Source organism: Limnohabitans sp. JirII-29, assembly GCF_003063395.1.
GTDB lineage: Bacteria > Pseudomonadota > Gammaproteobacteria > Burkholderiales > Burkholderiaceae_C > Limnohabitans.
This window is the reverse complement of the sequence record NZ_NESB01000001.1, coordinates 314,412-331,254: the sequence shown is the minus strand read 5'-3', so window position 1 is coordinate 331,254 and position 16,843 is coordinate 314,412. Positions and strand designations below refer to the sequence as shown.

17 protein-coding genes are annotated in these 16,843 nt (G+C 54.3%); 8 read left to right on the top strand and 9 right to left on the bottom strand.

What is annotated here, in order from left to right:
• Positions 1 to 11: 11 nt before the first annotated feature.
• The gene (locus B9Z39_RS01625) at positions 12 to 983 is read left to right on the top strand and encodes a tripartite tricarboxylate transporter substrate binding protein (protein WP_108300623.1); all 972 of its coding nucleotides are present in this window, start codon (positions 12 to 14) and stop codon (positions 981 to 983) included.
• Positions 984 to 1,063: 80 nt separating this feature from the next.
• Here B9Z39_RS01625 and phbB read toward each other — a convergent pair whose 3' ends face one another.
• The 3 genes from phbB to B9Z39_RS01610 are packed head-to-tail and all read right to left on the bottom strand — an operon-like array spanning position 1,064 to position 4,773.
• Positions 1,064 to 1,801 carry an acetoacetyl-CoA reductase gene (phbB, locus tag B9Z39_RS01620; RefSeq protein WP_100146107.1) on the bottom strand — a complete coding sequence of 246 codons (738 nt, stop codon included), beginning with the start codon at positions 1,799 to 1,801 and terminating at the stop codon, positions 1,064 to 1,066.
• Positions 1,802 to 1,856: 55 nt separating this feature from the next.
• Positions 1,857 to 3,035, bottom strand: a complete 1,179-nt coding sequence (locus B9Z39_RS01615) for an acetyl-CoA C-acetyltransferase (RefSeq protein WP_100146109.1) — start codon at positions 3,033 to 3,035, stop codon at positions 1,857 to 1,859.
• A gap of 34 nt (positions 3,036 to 3,069) precedes the next feature.
• On the bottom strand, positions 3,070 to 4,773 hold the full coding sequence (locus B9Z39_RS01610) for an alpha/beta hydrolase (RefSeq protein ID WP_100146111.1): 1,704 nt from the start codon (positions 4,771 to 4,773) through the stop codon (positions 3,070 to 3,072).
• A 106-nt stretch (positions 4,774 to 4,879) separates the two neighbouring features.
• On the opposite strand from B9Z39_RS01610, the gene B9Z39_RS01605 reads away from it, so the two are divergent.
• Positions 4,880 to 5,167 (top strand): hypothetical protein, encoded by a 288-nt coding sequence (locus B9Z39_RS01605; RefSeq protein WP_100146113.1) that lies wholly within the window; start codon positions 4,880 to 4,882, stop codon positions 5,165 to 5,167.
• Here the strand turns inward: B9Z39_RS01605 and pgeF are convergent.
• Entirely contained in the window at positions 5,096 to 5,860 is a 765-nt protein-coding gene (pgeF, locus tag B9Z39_RS01600) for a peptidoglycan editing factor PgeF (RefSeq protein WP_199172946.1), read from the bottom strand. The genes B9Z39_RS01605 and pgeF overlap by 72 nt on opposite strands.
• Positions 5,861 to 5,920: 60 nt before the next feature.
• Here pgeF and B9Z39_RS01595 point away from each other — a divergent pair, with 60 nt between their 5' ends.
• The 6 genes from B9Z39_RS01595 to B9Z39_RS01570 all read left to right on the top strand — a co-directional run bounded on the left by B9Z39_RS01595 (position 5,921) and on the right by B9Z39_RS01570 (position 10,506).
• Positions 5,921 to 6,223, top strand: a complete 303-nt coding sequence (locus tag B9Z39_RS01595; protein WP_100146117.1) for an antibiotic biosynthesis monooxygenase — start codon at positions 5,921 to 5,923, stop codon at positions 6,221 to 6,223.
• 14 nt (positions 6,224 to 6,237) lie between these two features.
• Positions 6,238 to 6,933, top strand: coding sequence for a fumarylacetoacetate hydrolase family protein (locus B9Z39_RS01590; RefSeq protein WP_100146119.1), 696 nt, complete (start codon positions 6,238 to 6,240; stop codon positions 6,931 to 6,933).
• A gap of 8 nt (positions 6,934 to 6,941) precedes the next feature.
• Complete coding sequence (locus tag B9Z39_RS01585) at positions 6,942 to 7,490, top strand: NUDIX hydrolase (protein ID WP_100146121.1); 549 nt, start codon at positions 6,942 to 6,944, stop codon at positions 7,488 to 7,490.
• Positions 7,491 to 7,580: 90 nt separating this feature from the next.
• A complete protein-coding gene (locus B9Z39_RS01580) occupies positions 7,581 to 8,612 on the top strand; it encodes a TRAP transporter substrate-binding protein (RefSeq protein WP_100146123.1) in 1,032 nt (343 codons plus the stop codon).
• 143 nt (positions 8,613 to 8,755) lie between these two features.
• Positions 8,756 to 9,190 (top strand): TRAP transporter small permease, encoded by a 435-nt coding sequence (locus B9Z39_RS01575; protein ID WP_233202548.1) that lies wholly within the window; start codon positions 8,756 to 8,758, stop codon positions 9,188 to 9,190.
• Positions 9,187 to 10,506 (top strand): TRAP transporter large permease, encoded by a 1,320-nt coding sequence (locus B9Z39_RS01570; RefSeq protein ID WP_100146125.1) that lies wholly within the window; start codon positions 9,187 to 9,189, stop codon positions 10,504 to 10,506. The genes B9Z39_RS01575 and B9Z39_RS01570 overlap by 4 nt, the downstream gene beginning before the upstream one ends.
• Before the next feature lie 81 nt (positions 10,507 to 10,587).
• On the opposite strand, the gene B9Z39_RS01565 is transcribed toward B9Z39_RS01570, so the two are convergent.
• The 5 genes from B9Z39_RS01565 to dxs form a co-directional block, all read right to left on the bottom strand.
• Positions 10,588 to 11,355 (bottom strand): extracellular solute-binding protein, encoded by a 768-nt coding sequence (locus tag B9Z39_RS01565; RefSeq protein WP_233248892.1) that lies wholly within the window; start codon positions 11,353 to 11,355, stop codon positions 10,588 to 10,590.
• 22 nt (positions 11,356 to 11,377) lie between these two features.
• Positions 11,378 to 12,493: an alpha/beta fold hydrolase gene (locus tag B9Z39_RS01560; RefSeq protein ID WP_233248891.1), complete on the bottom strand. Its 1,116-nt coding sequence runs from the start codon at positions 12,491 to 12,493 to the stop codon at positions 11,378 to 11,380.
• Positions 12,494 to 12,608: 115 nt separating this feature from the next.
• The gene (locus tag B9Z39_RS01555) at positions 12,609 to 13,565 is read right to left on the bottom strand and encodes an alpha/beta fold hydrolase (RefSeq protein WP_108300476.1); all 957 of its coding nucleotides are present in this window, start codon (positions 13,563 to 13,565) and stop codon (positions 12,609 to 12,611) included.
• Positions 13,566 to 13,645: 80 nt separating this feature from the next.
• Positions 13,646 to 14,899 (bottom strand): glutamyl-tRNA reductase, encoded by a 1,254-nt coding sequence (gene hemA / locus B9Z39_RS01550; RefSeq protein WP_100146131.1) that lies wholly within the window; start codon positions 14,897 to 14,899, stop codon positions 13,646 to 13,648.
• Entirely contained in the window at positions 14,900 to 16,777 is a 1,878-nt protein-coding gene (gene dxs, locus B9Z39_RS01545) for a 1-deoxy-D-xylulose-5-phosphate synthase (RefSeq protein ID WP_108300475.1), read from the bottom strand.
• Positions 16,778 to 16,843: the final 66 nt, after the last annotated feature.

Here is a 16,843-nt window from a genome sequence, read left to right as displayed (position 1 = left end):
CAGGAAACCCCATGTTGCACCGTCGCACCCTCGTTTGTTTGAGCACTGCCCTGTTGTTAGGTATCAGCGCAGGTGCGCATGCCCAAAACAGCTACCCGACCAAGCCTGTGAAGTTTGTGGTGGCCTTCGCGCCCGGCGGACCCGCAGACATCATTGCACGCCTGTTGGGCCAACGCCTGAGCGAGTCATTGGGGCAGCCTGTGGTGGTGGAAAACCGAGCCGGTGCGGGTGGCAACGTGGCCAGCGGCATCGTGGCCAAAGCGGCGCCCGATGGCTACACGTTGATGATCAACACCAGCTCGTTGGCGGTGAACGTGAGCTTGTCCAAGAACCCAGGCTTCGATGCCGAAAAAGACTTCACCTTGGCCAGCGTGGTGGCGTCTAGCCCCAACCTGTTGGTGGCCTACCCTGGGCTCAAAGCCAAGAATCTGCAAGAGATCGTGGCCGAAGCCAAGTCGGGCAAGCTCAACTACGGCACCGCAGGCGCAGGCACCACGCCACACCTGACCGCCGAATACCTGTTCAAGGTGCTGGCCAAAGTAGATGTGACGCACATCCCCTTCCAAGGCGCAGGCCCAGCACTCAACGCCACCATGGGCGGACAAGTGGAAATGGCCAGCGTGGCTCTGCCGGCTGCGGTGGAAATGGTCAAAGGCGGCAAGGTGCGCGGTTTGGCCGTGACCAGTAACAAACGTGTGGCGGCTTTGCCCGATGTCCCCACCGTGGCCGAATCAGGCTTTCCAGGGTTTGAGGACTACACCTGGGTCGGCGTGTTCGCACCCAGCAAAACACCGCCGGATGTGGTGCAGCACCTCAACAGCGAGATCAACAAGATTTTGCGCAGCGCAGACTTTCAAGCCAAGCTTGCAGGCGTGGGCTTTGAGCCTGTAGGGGGTAGCACCAAAGAAGCTGCTGACTATTTGAAAGCTGAATTGGCCAAATGGGCCAAGGTGGTGAAAGAAACCGGCACCAAGGTGGAATGACCTGCATCGAGTTGCGCATCTCCATGCCCCATGAAAAAACCCGCCGCGGCGGGTTTTTTCATGCCAAGTACGTGACCGCATCAGCCCATGTGCAAACCACCGTTGCACGAGAAGTCTGCGCCAGTAGTGAAGCCCGAGTCCTCACCAGCCAACCAGCCCACGATGGAGCCAATTTCTTCAGGGGTGCCCAAGCGCTTGACAGGAATGGTGGCGACGATTTTGTCGAGCACATCTTGACGGATGGCGCGGACCATGTCGGTACCGATATAGCCTGGGGACACGGTGTTGACCGTCACGCCCTTGCTAGCCAACTCTTGGGCCAAGGCCATGGTGAAACCGTGCATGCCGGCTTTGGCAGCCGAGTAGTTAGTTTGACCCGATTGGCCTTTTTCACCATTGACGGATGAGATTTGCACAATGCGACCAAAGCCGCGCTCCACCATGTCTGCCACCACTTGCTTGGTGACGTTGAACATGGAGTTGAGGTTGGTGTCGATCACCGCGTCCCAGTCGTCACGGGTCATCTTCAAGAACATGCGGTCGCGGGTGATACCGGCGTTGTTGACCAACACATCAATCGGGCCGTGCTCCGCTTTGGCCTTGGCGAATGCATCGACGGTCGATTCCCATGAGCTCACATTGCCCACCGAGGCGTAAAAGGTGTAGCCCAATGCTTTTTGTTCGGCCAGCCATTTGTCAAAGTCACGCGTGGGGCCGCAACCGGCAATCACGGTGAAACCGTCTTTGTGCAGACGTTGGCAAATCGCGGTACCAATGCCACCCATACCACCTGTTACATACGCTACTTTCTTGCTCATCACTTGTCTCCTGTTGTATGAGTTATTTACTGACTGAAAAATTTAACGCAAGGCCTCAACGCTCCAAGGCCAAAGAAACCCCCATGCCGCCACCGATGCACAGTGCCGCCAAACCTTTTTTGGCGTCACGGCGCTGCATCTCGTGCAGCAAGGTCACCAAAATGCGGCAGCCGGATGCACCAATGGGATGGCCAATGGCGATGGCGCCACCATTGACGTTGACCTTCGCAGGATCGATGCCCAACTCTTGGTTCACCGCGCAAGCTTGCGCTGCAAAGGCTTCGTTGAGTTCAAACAAGTCGACATCGGCGGCATTCCAGCCGGCGCGTTGCAAAGCCTTGCGCGATGCGGACACGGGGCCCATGCCCATGAGGGCTGGGTCCAAACCACTGGTGCCAAACGCGGCAATGCGCGCCAGAGGTTTCAGGCCCAAAGCGGCGGCTTTTTTGGCTGTCATCACCACCACAGCGGCAGCGCCATCATTGATGCCCGACGCATTGCCTGCGGTCACAGACCCTGCTTTGTCGAAGGCTGGACGCAAGCCAGCCAGCGCTTCGGCACTGGTTTTCTTGTTGATGTATTCGTCGCTGTTGAAAATCAGTGGGTCGCCCTTGCGCTGTGGAATCGACACCGAGACGATTTCGTCATTGAACTTGCCAGCATCTTGTGCAGCAGAGGCTTTTTGCTGGCTGGCCAAGGCCAGCGCGTCTTGCATATCACGGGTGATGCCATGGGCTTTGGCCACGTTCTCTGCCGTGATGCCCATGTGGTACTGGTTGTACACATCCCACAGGCCATCCACGATCATGGAGTCGACCATGTTCCAGTTGCCCATGCGCTGGCCATCGCGTGAGCCCAGTAGCACGTGGGGCGAGGCACTCATATTTTCTTGGCCACCAGCAACGACGATTTCGCTGTCGCCATAAGCCACCGCTTGGGCGGCCAACATCACGGCCTTCAGACCAGAGCCACACACGGCGTTGATGGTCAAAGCGGGCACTTCTTTGGGCACACCGGATTTCATCAAGGCTTGGCGGGCTGGGTTTTGCCCGGCACCTGCCGCCAAGACCTGGCCCATGATGACTTCACCCACCAGCGCAGGGTCGAGCTTGGCGCGCGCCAAAGCCTCACGAATCACGATTGAGCCCAACTCAGTCGCTGCAATTTTGGCCAATGAGCCGCCGAACCTGCCCACACCGGTGCGAGCTGCTGAAACGATGACGATGTCTTCCATGAGATCTCCAGAAAAGTTTTAGTTATAGAAAAATTTACTTGCCAGCGCGTTCTTTGACATAGCGCCCTGGTGCATTTTCAATGGCTTTGTAGCGACCTTTGCCGTAGGTTTTTGGCGCGGCAATTTGCTTGCCCGCATGCGCCTTGAGCCAATCGGCCCAATCGGGCCACCAACTGCCTGCATGCTCTTTGGCTTTGCCAATCCATTGGTTGACGTCTTTGGGGAATGTGGTTTCGCTGCCCGTCCAATAGCAACGCTTCTTAGCGGCTGGTGGATTGATAACGCCTGCGATATGCCCTGAAGCACCCATGACAAAACGCTTTTTGCCCGGCAAGACCTGGGTCGAAGCATAAGCACCACCGATAGGCACGATGTGGTCTTCACGAGAACCGTAAATGTAGACGGGGATATCCACTTTGCTCAGGTCGAGTTTTTGCCCGCAAACCTTGATCTTTCCGGGCTTCACCAGATTGTTTTCAAGGTAGGTGTTGCGCAAGTACCAGGCGTACATGGGCCCCGGCAAATTCGTGGAGTCACTGTTCCAGTAGAGCAAATCAAACGGAGGAGGGGTTTCGCCTTTGAGGTAGTTGCCCACCACGTAGTTCCACACCAAATCGTTGGGGCGCAAAAAACTGAAGGTCGACGCCATGTCTTTGCCCTTCATCAACCCGCCGTTGGCAAACTGTCCTTCGCGGTATTTGACAAAGTTCTCGTCAATGAACACATCCAACACCCCCGTATCTTGAAAGTCAATCAAGGTGGTGAGAAAGGTGGCGCTGACCACAGGCTTTTCACCACGTGCGGCCAACACAGCCAAGGCGTTGGACAAGATGGTTCCACCCACACAAAAGCCCAGCGCGTTGATTTGCTTGGTACCGCCAATTTCTTGCACCACCGAGATAGCTTTGATGGCGACATCTTCTACATAGTCATCCCATGTGGTGTTTTTCAGTGACTCATCGGGGTTGCGCCAGCTCACCACAAACGTGCGATGCCCTTGACTCACGGCATAACGGATGAGAGAGTTTTCTGGCTGCAAGTCCAAGATATAAAACTTGTTGATGCACGGCGGGATCAACAAAAACGGACGCTCGTACACCTTGGCAGTCAAAGGCTTGTATTCGAGCAACTGGAAAAATTCGTTTTCAAACACCACGCGACCTTCGCTGGTCGCGACGTTCTTGCCCACTTCAAACAAACTCTCATCGGTCATGGACACATGGCCTTGTTGTATGTCGTGGAGCAAATTTTGAATGCCCTTTGAAATACTCTCCCCATGGGTGTCGATGGCTTTTTGCTGCGCATCGGCATTGAAAGCTAAGAAATTGCTGGGCGCCGTGGCAGCCGCCCATTGTTCAATCGCAAACTGAATGCGCGCTTTGGTTTTCGGATCGGTATCAGCCGCATCCGTCAAACCCATCAAGGTGCGAGTGTTGAGCAAATACACCGCAGCCGCAAAAGCGGACATCGGGTTGTGGCGCCAGGCCTCACCTGCGAATCGACGGTCCTTGACTTCTGGAATCGCTTGAAGACTTTGATTCCACAAAGCCGTCGCTTCCGTCAAGTACTGCTTTTGCAATTCTTCAAGTCTTTCCGGTGAAAAACTCAGCTTGGGAGCCCCGCTGGATGCACCCCCCAAAGTTTGAAAGGAGGCCAAGGCCTTGCTCCAGTTGTCCGCAAAACTCTTTTGAAACTCTTGTGCAGCGCCCGTCAAAAACTGGGCAGAATCCTGGCTCATGTTGTCTCCGATGGCTTGAAATTTGTGCTTCTTCGCTGTCGCGAGTATGACAGCGATTAGCCTTCGATTTTCTGACAAACATCAAAAAAAATAAGGTTCTTGATATATGTATTTGGTCTTGATCGCTTGGTTCTATGTGGCATTGATGATGGCCGTGGCAGAAGCCACCAGCCAAGTGGGTAGCCTCTTGGGGGCGGTCATCACTTTTCTGCTCTACGGCGCATTGCCGATGGCTGTGCTGGGCTACATCATGGGCACACCCGCCCGCAAACGTCGACGCCAAGCCCAAGAAGCGGCAGAACAAGAACAAGCTGCCACCTCGTCAGCCCGTGCGCCAGATGCAGGCAGCGAAGCGGCCAGTCACGCCATCACGCCGGTAAGAAAAGAACCTTGAGCGCTCATGCACCGTACACCACGCCAAACTGCCATCGTTACCAGCAATGGCCTGGACGCCCAAACCCGTTAAGCGTTGACGGGCCAAACCACTCAAATGAGCCAGCCACTTGCCCGCATGGTGTGGATGAGGCGCAAAGTACGCCATCGATTGCGCGTCATGCGCCATAAATGCTGCTCGAACTTCCTGCCCCACTTCAAACGCAGAAGGACCAATGCAAGGCCCAAGCCAAACTTGCAACTGAGACGGCTGGACGGCCGCCTGATCACACAGGGCTTGGACCGTGTTCTCAATCACACCGGACATCAAGCCACGCCACCCAGCGTGTGCAGCAGCGACCGCACGACCATGTGTATCGGTCAACAAAACGGGCAAGCAATCAGCCACCATGATGGTGCACGCCAGATTCGGTTGCGTGGTCACACAAGCATCGGCAACCGTGCCGTCGGAGGTATCGGCATTCAATGTGACCACATCCACGCCGTGTACTTGTTTCAAAAAAATAGGCCGTGCTGAACCCAGTTGTGCAGTCAGTCGCTGTCGATTGGCCATGACAGCCATTGGATCGTCGCCGACATGGTCTCCTAAATTCAAGCTGTCGAACGGGGGCAATGAGACTCCCCCCTGGCGTGTCGAGCACCAAGCGTGTACGCCCAAGGGAAATGAGCAGTTCAAAAAATCTGACGATGCCATGGGCATGAGGATACCCGGCGTTAGACTTGGCGCTTCTGTTTCAATTTGTTCTCACACACCATGATTCTTGAACTGGCCGACATTCGTATTCACGCAGGACAACAAGCTGCTTTTGACGAAGCCATCCAACGCGGCATCAACACCGTGATCGCCAAAGCCAAGGGTTTTGAAGGTTTCAAAGTCAACCGTGGTGTGGAGTCTCCGGAGCGATATGTGCTGCAAATCTTTTGGACCACACTGGAAGATCACACCATCGGATTTCGCGAGTCAGCGGCATTCGCAGAGTGGCGCGCTATTGTCGGACCGTTCTTTGCGCAAGCACCTATCGTTGAGCACTTTGAGTTGGTCGCTAAATCATCCTAAGCCAAGAGACATACATGAGCTATTTATTCACACCACCCGCCGTTGTGTCCGTGCCCGTCGTGGGGCAAACGCAAGCGTTTCCTGTGCACCGCATTTACTGTGTGGGCCGCAACTATGAAGAGCACGCCAAAGAAATGGGCTTCACAGGCCGTGAACCCCCATTCTTCTTTCTGAAGCCTGCCGACGCGTTGGTGTTCGTCAAAGACGGTGAAACAGGCACCATCCCCTATCCCAGTCAAACCAAGAACTTGCACCATGAAATTGAGCTGGTGGTGGCGATTGGCACCGGTGGCAAAAACATTGCAGCAGCCGATGCCATGCAGCACATCTACGGCTACGCCGTGGGCTTGGACATGACGCGTCGCGATTTGCAAAACGACATGAAGAAGCAAGGTCGGCCTTGGTGCATTGGCAAAGCGTTTGACCACAGTGCGCCCATCGGCCCCATCACGCCAGTGGCTCAAGCTGGTGATGTGGAAAACGCAGAAATTTACGTGCAAGTCAATGGCCAAGACCGCCAACGCAGCAACGTGAACAAGCTGATTTGGAACATTGCCGAGACCATTGAACATTTGTCTGCTGCGTGGGAACTACAACCTGGTGACTTGATCTATACCGGTACGCCTGAAGGTGTGGCCGCTGTCGTGTCAGGCGACACGATGGTGGGTGAAGTGGCAGGCTTGGGTCAACTCAAAGTACACGTGGCCTGAGCGCACGCATGTTGCACCGCACACCTATTGCACACTGCAAAGCTTGCGGCACAGCGGTTCAATACCGCTTGCCTGATGACGGCGATACCCGCGAACGTGCCGTGTGCACGGCCTGTCACACCATCCATTACGAAAACCCTCTCAATGTGGTGGGCACCGTGCCTGTATGGGGCGACAAAGTGCTGCTGTGCAAACGCAACATCGAGCCTCGTTTGGGCAAGTGGACTTTGCCTGCGGGTTTTATGGAGCTGGGGGAGACCGTGGCCCAAGGCGCTGCACGCGAAACCGAAGAAGAAGCAGGCGCTCAATTTGAAATCCAAGAATTGTTCAGCTTGATGAACGTGGTCCGTGTAGGACAAGTGCATTTTTTCTACCGCGCCAAATTACTCAGCGACCAATTTGACCCGGGGCATGAAACCATGGAAGCGCGCCTCTTTGCTGAAGACGAAATTCCCTGGGATGACATTGCTTTTCGAACCGTCAAAGAAACGCTTGAGCATTACTTTGCAGATGCGAAGACACAGCAATTTCGCCTCCATCAGGTCGATATCGTCTAGAACGCACTCAGCACGCAGGGGAATTCCCTTAATTAACCGACCGATTGGTCGGATTAATATGTGGCAGAACTTTTTCACGGAGACGATCAGATGAAACAACATTTCAAGCGTGCAGTGATTGCCGCAGCCATTTTGAGTGCCTCGGTGGCCACTCAAGCACAGACCATCACCTTGAAGGTGCACCACTTTTTGAATGCACAAACCATTCAACACACCGCCATGTTACGCGGCTGGTGCGACAACATTGCCAAGGACTCCAACAACCGCTTGCAGTGCCAAATTTATCCATCCATGCAACTCGGCGGCACACCGCCACAGCTGTATGACCAAGCCCGTGACGGCGTGGCCGATGTGGTCTGGACATTGCCTGGGTACACAGCTGGGCGATTCCCCAAAATGGAAGTCTTTGAATTGCCATTCATGATGACCAATGCCGAGGCAACCAGCCGTGCGGCTTGGGACTATTACGAGAAGAACGCGCAAGACGAATTCAAAGACGTCAAAGTGCTGGCCATGCATGTGCACGGGCCAGGCAACATCTTCACCTCGAAGAAACAAATCAAAACCATGGCGGACATCAAAGGCCTCAAGCTACGTGCCCCCACCCGCTTGACCACCAAATTGTTGGCGAGCATGGGCGCAACCCCAGTGGGCATGCCAGTGCCTGCCGTGCCCGATGCTTTGTCCAAAGGCGTGATTGATGGCGCAGTGATTCCTTACGAAGTCGGTCCATCGATCAAGATTGATGAATTGGCTCGTTTCACGGCAGAGCCAGATCGTAGTGCCCCCGCGCTCTACACCACGGTATTCGTAGTGCCCATGAACCGCGCCAAGTACGACTCACTGCCGCCCGATCTGCAAAAAGTGATCGACAAAAACTCGGGCCGTGAACTGTCTGCGTTCTTGGGCAAGACACAAGCTGGCAACGATGCACCAGGCAAGGAAAAGATGATCGCGGCGGGCCACACCATCACCGTGATTTCCAAAGCTGAACTTGAAAACTGGAAAAAAGCCTCCGACAGCGTGGACGATGAGTGGATCTCGGACATGAACAAGCGAGGCTTGGATGGCAAAGCTTTGCTGCAAGACGCACAAGCTTTGATTAAGAAATACACCAAGTAACAGCACATCTTGCACCTGACAGACACAAAGGGAGGTTCAACCTCCCTTTGTTGTATACAGTGCCACACGAATTAGAAAATACTCTGGAGCATCAAGTGCGAATACTTCAACCACTGTCTAACCTTTGCGCCATCCTTGCAGGGATGTTGCTGACCATCATTACGTTGATCACCTGCGGCAATTTGATCTTGCGCAACACCACCGGTGACTCCATGGCCGGCGCTTTTGAAATGACGGCGATGGCCACGGGCGCAGCCATCGCCTTGTTCATGCCTTTGGCACAAGTCAGGCAAGGCCACATCATCGTGGACTTTTTCACCTCCAATGTGAGCGATGCCACCAATGCCAAGCTAGACCGCTTGGGCGCTTTGGTTTTGTCTTTGGTCTTCATGCTGCTGGCATGGCGCACCACGCTGGGTGGCATGAGCGCCTACAAAGCCAACTCGCAAACCATGCTGCTGGGATTTCCTGAGTGGATTGTGTATGCCTGCATGGTGCCGCCCTTTGCGCTCAGTGCGCTGGTCGGGCTGCATCAATCTATCTTTGGCTTTGACAACGCAACGGGGCAATCGGCATGACACCACTTGAACTCACCGCAACAATTTTTGGCAGCATGCTGTTCTTCATGGCGGTTCGCTTCCCCATCGCTATCAGCATGTTTCTCGCCGGTGCGATTGGCTACATCTCTCAGGCAGGCTGGCTGCCTTTTTCAAACTTCGTCAACGCACAAACCTTTGCTCGATTCGCGGGTTATGACTTGTCGGTGATTCCCTTGTTCATCTTGATGGGCAACTTCGCCACTAAAGGCGGCATCAGCAAATCGTTGTTTGCGTTTGCCGCCAGCGTGATGGGAGGCTTCAAAGGCGGCTTAGCGATGGCGTCTTTGCTCGCTTGCGCTGCTTTTGGCGCCATCAGTGGCTCATCTGTCGCAACAGCGGCAACGATCACGGGTGTGGCATTGCCCGAGATGCGCCGTCACGGCTATTCAGGACGTCTTGCGACTGGAACACTGGCAGCAGGCGGCACACTGGGCATTCAATTGCCACCGTCGGTGGTGTTGGTGATCTATGCCATCTTGACCGAACAAAACATCTCTAAGTTGTTTGCCGCTGCGGTCGTGCCGGGCATCATCGCCATGTTGGGCTACATGGTTGCCGTCGCTGTATATGTGCGCATGGTGCCCGGGCAAGCGCCTGAAGTGGATGTGGATCGTGAGCCTTTGACACTTGCAAAAGTCGTAGGTGTTTTGCCGATCATGATCATCTTTACCTTGGTGTTTGGTGGAATTTATGGGGGTTTGTTCACGCCGACCGAAGGTGCGGCTGTCGGTGCGGCCTCCACCCTGATCACCGCAATGGCCAAGAGAGAAATGACCCTTGAAAAGTTCAAAGAATGTTTCTTGGGAACGGCCACCAGCGCTGCCATGATTTTTCTGATCTTCGTAGGTGCCGATTTGATGAACGCCGCACTGGCCATGACACAAGTGCCCAACCAACTGGCCGCAGTGGTGGGCAGCTGGGGCTTGCCACCGCTGGCTGTGATTGGCGCCATCTTGCTGTTCTACGTGCTGTTGGGTGCTGTGATGGACGAAATGTCCATGCTGCTGCTAACCGTGCCGATTTTCTTCCCCATGGTCATGGGACTGGATTTCGGCATGCCCAAAGACATGGTGGCGATTTGGTTCGGCATCATGGTCTTGATGACCGTCGGTTTTGGACTGATTGCGCCGCCCGTGGGACTCAACGTCTACGTGGTCAACAGCATGGCCAAAGAAGTCCCCATGGCCGAGAGTTACAAAGGGGTAATGCCCTTCTTGGTCAGCGACGTGTTGCGCACCTTGCTGTTCTTGTTCTTCCCCATCGTGCCCCTGTGGTTGGTTGGATTTATCGGTTAAAACTCAGAGATATCAAAAAAGGGTTGGCAAAATAAATTTGCCAACCCTTTTTATTGGGTCACCCATACCTTGCCCAAACACTCAAGGCGCAGGCATCATGCCCTTGGAACGAATCACCTCTGCCGTTTCCTTTTGTGTGAGCATGGCCATGAATGCTTTGGCTGCGGGTGACTGCTGACTGCGAGCACTCAATGCCACCGCGTAATAGGTGTAGTTTTGAATTGCCTCTGGCAAAGGCCCCACCAAGTCAGCACCTTGGACCGGCAAAATTTCACTGATCTGATGGATCGCTAAGTCCGCTTGACCCGAGACCAAGCGTTCCGCCACCAAACCGCCGGGCACAAGAACAGCCTTGGGGCGCACCACATCACTCAAGCCCATGCGTTGAAACAACTGGTCCAAATAGATACCACTGGACCCACCTGACTTCGGATCGATAAAGGCCACGTGCTTGGCGTGGATCAAGGCTTGTTTGAATTCATCGGCCGTGGCAATAGCAGGCTTTGGAGTACCCGTTTTTACGGCGACACCAATGGCAACCTTCGCCAGTGGCGTGATGCTGCCTGCATCGACCACGCCACGAGTTGCGAGGGTCTGAAGACCTGCGGGTGTCAACACCAACACATCGAAAGTCTCACCCTCCGCAATCCGCTTGGACAAGGCACCCGCAGTGTCGTTTTGGATGTCGAGCTGATGCCCTGTCTTGGCTTCATAGCCTGGCGCCAAGGCCACAACAACCTGCTTGAAGGCCCCCGTGGTGAGCACTTTGATGGTGTCGGCTTGCGCGGTACCGCAGGCCACCATCAAGCAGGCACATAAAAAATGAGATGAAAGAAAACGATGATTCATTGTTCGGTGCTCCTTCGTCTGATCAACCCACATAGACCGGCTTGGGTTGTTCAAAGAACCCTTCCAGCACACGCATGACGATAGCCAGATTTTTCTCATGCAAACTTGAATGCGCAATGCCGGGCATCACAACGAATCGCTTATCGGGGTTGGGCAACTTGGCAAAGTAATTCAACAAATCTTGAATATTGGCAATGCCATCAAACTGGCCACGCATGATCATGACTGGCGCAAGCAGTTTTTCGGGTTGGCACACGGGCAAGTTGATCGACATGTCCACATAAGATCCCGTAGGCACCTCTGAATCCAATTTCAAAATGGCATCGGCAAATGCATTCACCACATCCATGTCCGCAGTCCCCGGATGGTCACGTGTGAAGATGCTCTGAATCATGGCACGGTCAATCGCACGTTTGTTACCAGCCGTCCAATCGGCGATGCGTTTACGTCGATTTTGCAAAGTGGGGCTGCCCTCCCCCGTCCAGACAAAAGCGTCCAAGGCAATGCGACTGACACGCTCTGGAAAACGCTCTGCGAACAATGCCGCTTTGAGCGCACCAGAGGACAGTCCATACAGCATCAGTTGTTTTTGTCCCGTCGTTTTCAAAATGTACTCACTGACCGCAGCCAAATCATCAGCACCGTTAGAGATGTTGAAGTTGATCGCACGAGACTTGCTGGAACGTCCGTACCCCTCATTGTCTAAACACCAGGTGTCAAACCCGAGTTTGGCGAAGTGGTCCATGGTTGAGTACTGCGGCTTGGCTGGCACTTGCAAGTCAAAGACAGGGGTACCGGCCATCGAAGAACCGTGTACAAAAAGAATCACCCCCTTATTGGGAGACTTAGCTGTTGTCAGTGGTGGCTTACGCCACATGAACAGCTTGATGGACTCACCCTCTGCTTGTCGCGTTGCCCAATGCTCCTGACCAACCAGCGCAGACGAGTTTGAGTGAGCGCGTGGCTGCGCAGACAGTGCCGGGTCGGTCATGAGAAGACCACTTGTCAACGTAGCGGATGCAGAGAGTAAATGGCGGCGTTTCATTGAATTGGCAATCCGTTTGATTTCAAGAATTTGAAGGGTGGCGAATAGGACCACACCATATCCACTAAAACCATAGGAATAACCCGCAGCCATGAAGCACAACGCATGCGCAGGTCTAAGTGGTGATGGATCACAGGTACGCGCATTGACTCTATGTTGCTGGCACAACCTCGTGGTTTTAGTGCAGACTCTAGCGCGCCCTACTTGATCAAGGTGCACCAGGACTCGTTAGCAAGTAGGTACTTAAAAACGCATCCACTTGCGCCAGCCCAATCTCAGGCTGCTCCTCCTGAATCACATGTCCTAAGTTGGGCAACACCACAGTAGACGACTGCTGCAACACTGCGGCATAACTTGCAGCATTGCTGCTGGGGATCATTTGGTCGTTTGCCCCCCATATCAGCAAGGTAGGCGCTTGAATTCGCTTCAACCGAGGTTTCGGGTCGGTGTAAATCGTTTGATCGGCTCTGTCCAAGATAGCCGCCCTCACACCAGGCGCTCGCAGCATGTCGTGGTAACGGTTGACCATCTGCTCTGTCAACACTTGCGGGTCTGAAAATGCGGTGTCGATCAAGCTACGCACAAAGTATTTGGGCAAGCAATATTTCATCAACCCCATGATGGCGGGCACTTCGTAGGGTTTGGTTCCCCATTGCGCCTCAGGTGCAAAACCATCGGGTGCCATCAACACCAAGGCCTTGACGCGCTCTGGTTGTTCTGCGGCCAAGGCCCAAGCCATTTTTCCACCCAAGGAATGACCCACAATTGAATAGGTGGTCAGCTCTAACTTGTTCACAAAATGAATCAGCGTGGTGAGGTCTTGACTGTCCGAGTAATTCTTGGAGGGACTCTCTCCCGTTAAACCAAAACCAGGCAAATCGAGTCGGATCACGCGAAACTTCGACGCCAATTGTGGACTCCAAGTATCCCAAGTTTGCAGACTCGACCCAAAACCGTGCAAGAGCAACAACGCGGGGGCATCAGGCGGACCTGAGTCCTGATAGTTGACACGAAGACCATCGACCTCCAGCACGCGCTGTGAGGCAGCCCCATAGCGATGCAGCAACTCTGCACGATCCAAATCTGGCGTCCACACACCATACAGACCGGCGGCAATCACAAAAGCACTGATCGGCAACACCTTCCCCCAACGTCGCGTGGTCATGATGCAAACTGGCTCACACGCTGGTCATGCATGGCATAGCGCCACTGCATCACCACTCGGTTCTGGCACAGCCGCATCGTTCAATCGTTTAAAAAAATATGTCGGACCGCCTCAAGGGCTTTTTCTCTTTGAACGCCATCCGGGTGATTGAGTTCGCGCAAGGGACCGTTGAGCATTTTCTTCATCAACGCCATCGACAGAGACTCTAAAACACTGTCCACCGACTGCCCCTTTTCTATTCGTTTGCGGGCACGGGCCAATTCTGTTTGACGCCAAGCGTCTGCCTGGAGATTGAGTTCTTGAATCAATGGCACATGGTTTCTGCGTTCCAACCAAGCCATGAATTTCTGAACACCTCCATCAATGATGGCTTCAGCCTCAGCAACAGCTTCTTGCCGATGAGATTGACCACTGTTGATCACATGGGTCAGGTCATCGATGGTGTACAGGTAAACGCCCGACAAGTCTTTGACTTCCGGTTCGATATCGCGTGGTACGGCCAGATCCACCATGAAAATGGGTCGGTTTTTTCGTGCGCGAAGAGCCCGTTGAACTGCCCCCAGGCCAATCAGGGGCAAGGTGCTGGCTGTGCAACTGATGACCACATCAAACTCATGCAAGCGTGCAGGCAGATCGGCCAGTGAAATGCTCTGCCCACCGTGCATCGCCGCCAACATATCTGCCCTTGTCGCAGAACGATTGGCAATGGTGATGGACCGGGGAGATTTGGCGGCAAAGTGCGCGACGCACAGCTCAATCATTTCTCCGGCGCCCACAAATAACACGTTTGTATCTTTGATGTTTTCAAAAATTCGACTCGCCAGGCGAACACTCGCTGCCGCCATGCTGATGGAGTGCACACCGATGTCCGTGGATGTTCGTACCTCTTTGGCAACGGCAAATGACCTTTGAAACAATTGATTCAAGGTGGTGCCAAGCGCACCAGAGTCCGCAGCCAGTCGCACCGCATCTTTGAATTGGCCCAGTATTTGAGATTCACCAAGGACCATCGAATCGAGACCACTGGCCACACGAAATGCATGACGCGCCGAAGCGTCACCTTCGAGTCTGTAGATGTGCGATTGCAAAACATCCACATGTGCCTTGCCAGTATCGGCCAACCACTTGAGAGTTTGTCGCCATTGAACCTCGTCGCCTGCACAATAAACTTCGGTTCTGTTGCAAGTGGACAAGATAGCCACCTCTTTATGCGTCTCAAACGTACGACGCAAACCTTGCAACGACAACACCAGTTGGTCTGACGCGAAGGCAAACCGCTCGCGCAAATCGATGGGGGCAGTTCGATGGTTAAGCCCTAAGGTCCAGACTGCCATTCAGACCACCCGTCTCAGCATGGGTGTGGCGTACAAATCTGGCCAAGCCTGGGCCACACGCTGGAGAATGCCTGTCGCGGTCAATCCATAGTGCTGCATCAACACTTGGGGATCCCCATGCTCTGTGAACGTATCCTCAAAGCCCATCACCAGAACGGGCTTGCAGATAGCCATGTCTTGCATAGCCTCTAAAACAGCAGCGCCTGCGCCACCCATACGGGCGCCATCTTCAATGGTGACGAAACGATCATGTGTGAGCGCTGCTTGGCGCAGAATCTCCAAATCCAGTGGCTTGGCCCAACGCATGTTGATGACGGTGGCGTTCAACGACTCGGCGGCTTTGAGTGCTTCATAAAGTAACGGGCCAAAAGCCAAAATTGCCGTGCCTTCACCCGCGCGGCGGATCTCTGCCTGTCCAAACGGCAGTGCGCTTAAATTTGCTTGCACCTCGACGCCCACACCCGAACCTCGGGGGTAGCGCACCGTGACAGGACGGTCATGTGCATACGCTGTGCTCAGCAATTGCCGACATTCGTTTTCATCGGCTGGGCACGCCACACTCATATTGGGAATGCAGCGCGTGTAGGCAATGTCAAACACACCTGCGTGGGTCGGGCCATCGGGTCCGACAATGCCCGCCCGATCCAAAGCAAACACGACGGGCAGTTTTTGTAGCGCGACATCGTGAATTAACTGGTCATAGGCTCTTTGCAAGAAAGTCGAGTAAATGGCCACGACAGGCTTGAGACCTTCACAGGCCAAACCTGCTGCAAACGTCACGGCGTGCTGCTCTGCAATCCCCACATCGTGGTAGCGACCAGGAAAACGTTGACTGAACGCCACCATGCCTGAACCTTCTCGCATGGCCGGGGTGATGCCCACCAAGCGCGGGTCCTTGTTGGCCATGTCGCACAGCCATTGCCCGAACACTTGGGTGAATGTCATTTTTCCTTGTACAGCAGGCATCAAGCCAACCGCTGGGTCAAATTTACCGGGGCCGTGGTAGCTGATGGGGTCCGCTTCCGCTTTCGCGTAGCCCTGCCCTTTGCGGGTGACGATATGCAAAAACTGCGGGCCTTTTTCTTTTGAAATTTTCTCTAAGGCTTGCACCAAGCCCAGCACATCGTGTCCGTCGATGGGGCCGGTGTAGGTGAACCCGAGCTTTTCAAAAATGGTGGCTGGCTGAATCAGCTGCTGGGTTTGTTGTTCCAGATGACGCGCCAGCGCAAACAACGGCGGTGCATTGCGCAGCAGTTGCTGGCTGAGCTTTTTGGCTTGGGCATAAAAGCGACCAGACATCAATTCAGACAGGTATTGATTCAAGGCCCCGACGGGCGGACTGATGGACATGTCGTTGTCATTGAGCACCACCAACAGATCGGATTCACTGGTGCCTGCGTTGTTCATGGCTTCATACGCCATGCCGGCGGTGAGTGCTCCGTCCCCAATGATGGCCACTGCTTTTCTGTGGCTGCCGGTGAGCTTGGCGGCCATGGCCATGCCCAATGCAGCCGAAATACTGGTGGAAGAATGTGCGGTGCCAAAAGCGTCGTACACACTTTCTTCGCGATGCGGAAAACCGCTCAAACCACCCCGCTGACGCAAAGAGCCCATTCGATCCATCCGCCCCGTCAACATTTTGTGGGCATAGGTTTGATGGCCGACATCCCAAATCAAGCGATCCTCTGGGGTGTTGAACACATAGTGAAGGGCAATGGTCAACTCAATCGTGCCCAAGTTAGAGCTGAAATGCCCGCCTGTTTGAGATACCGAATCGATCAGACGCTGGCGGAACTCCCCCGCCAGTGCAGGCAAACGCTCAGCGGGTAGCTGCCTCAGTTGAGATGGCGATTCAATCCACTCCTGCGCTGCGTCCATGGTCGGCCTCAAAGTTTTCTTGATTGACCTTGAATTTACAGCCATTTGACAAGATGTCAAGTTAAA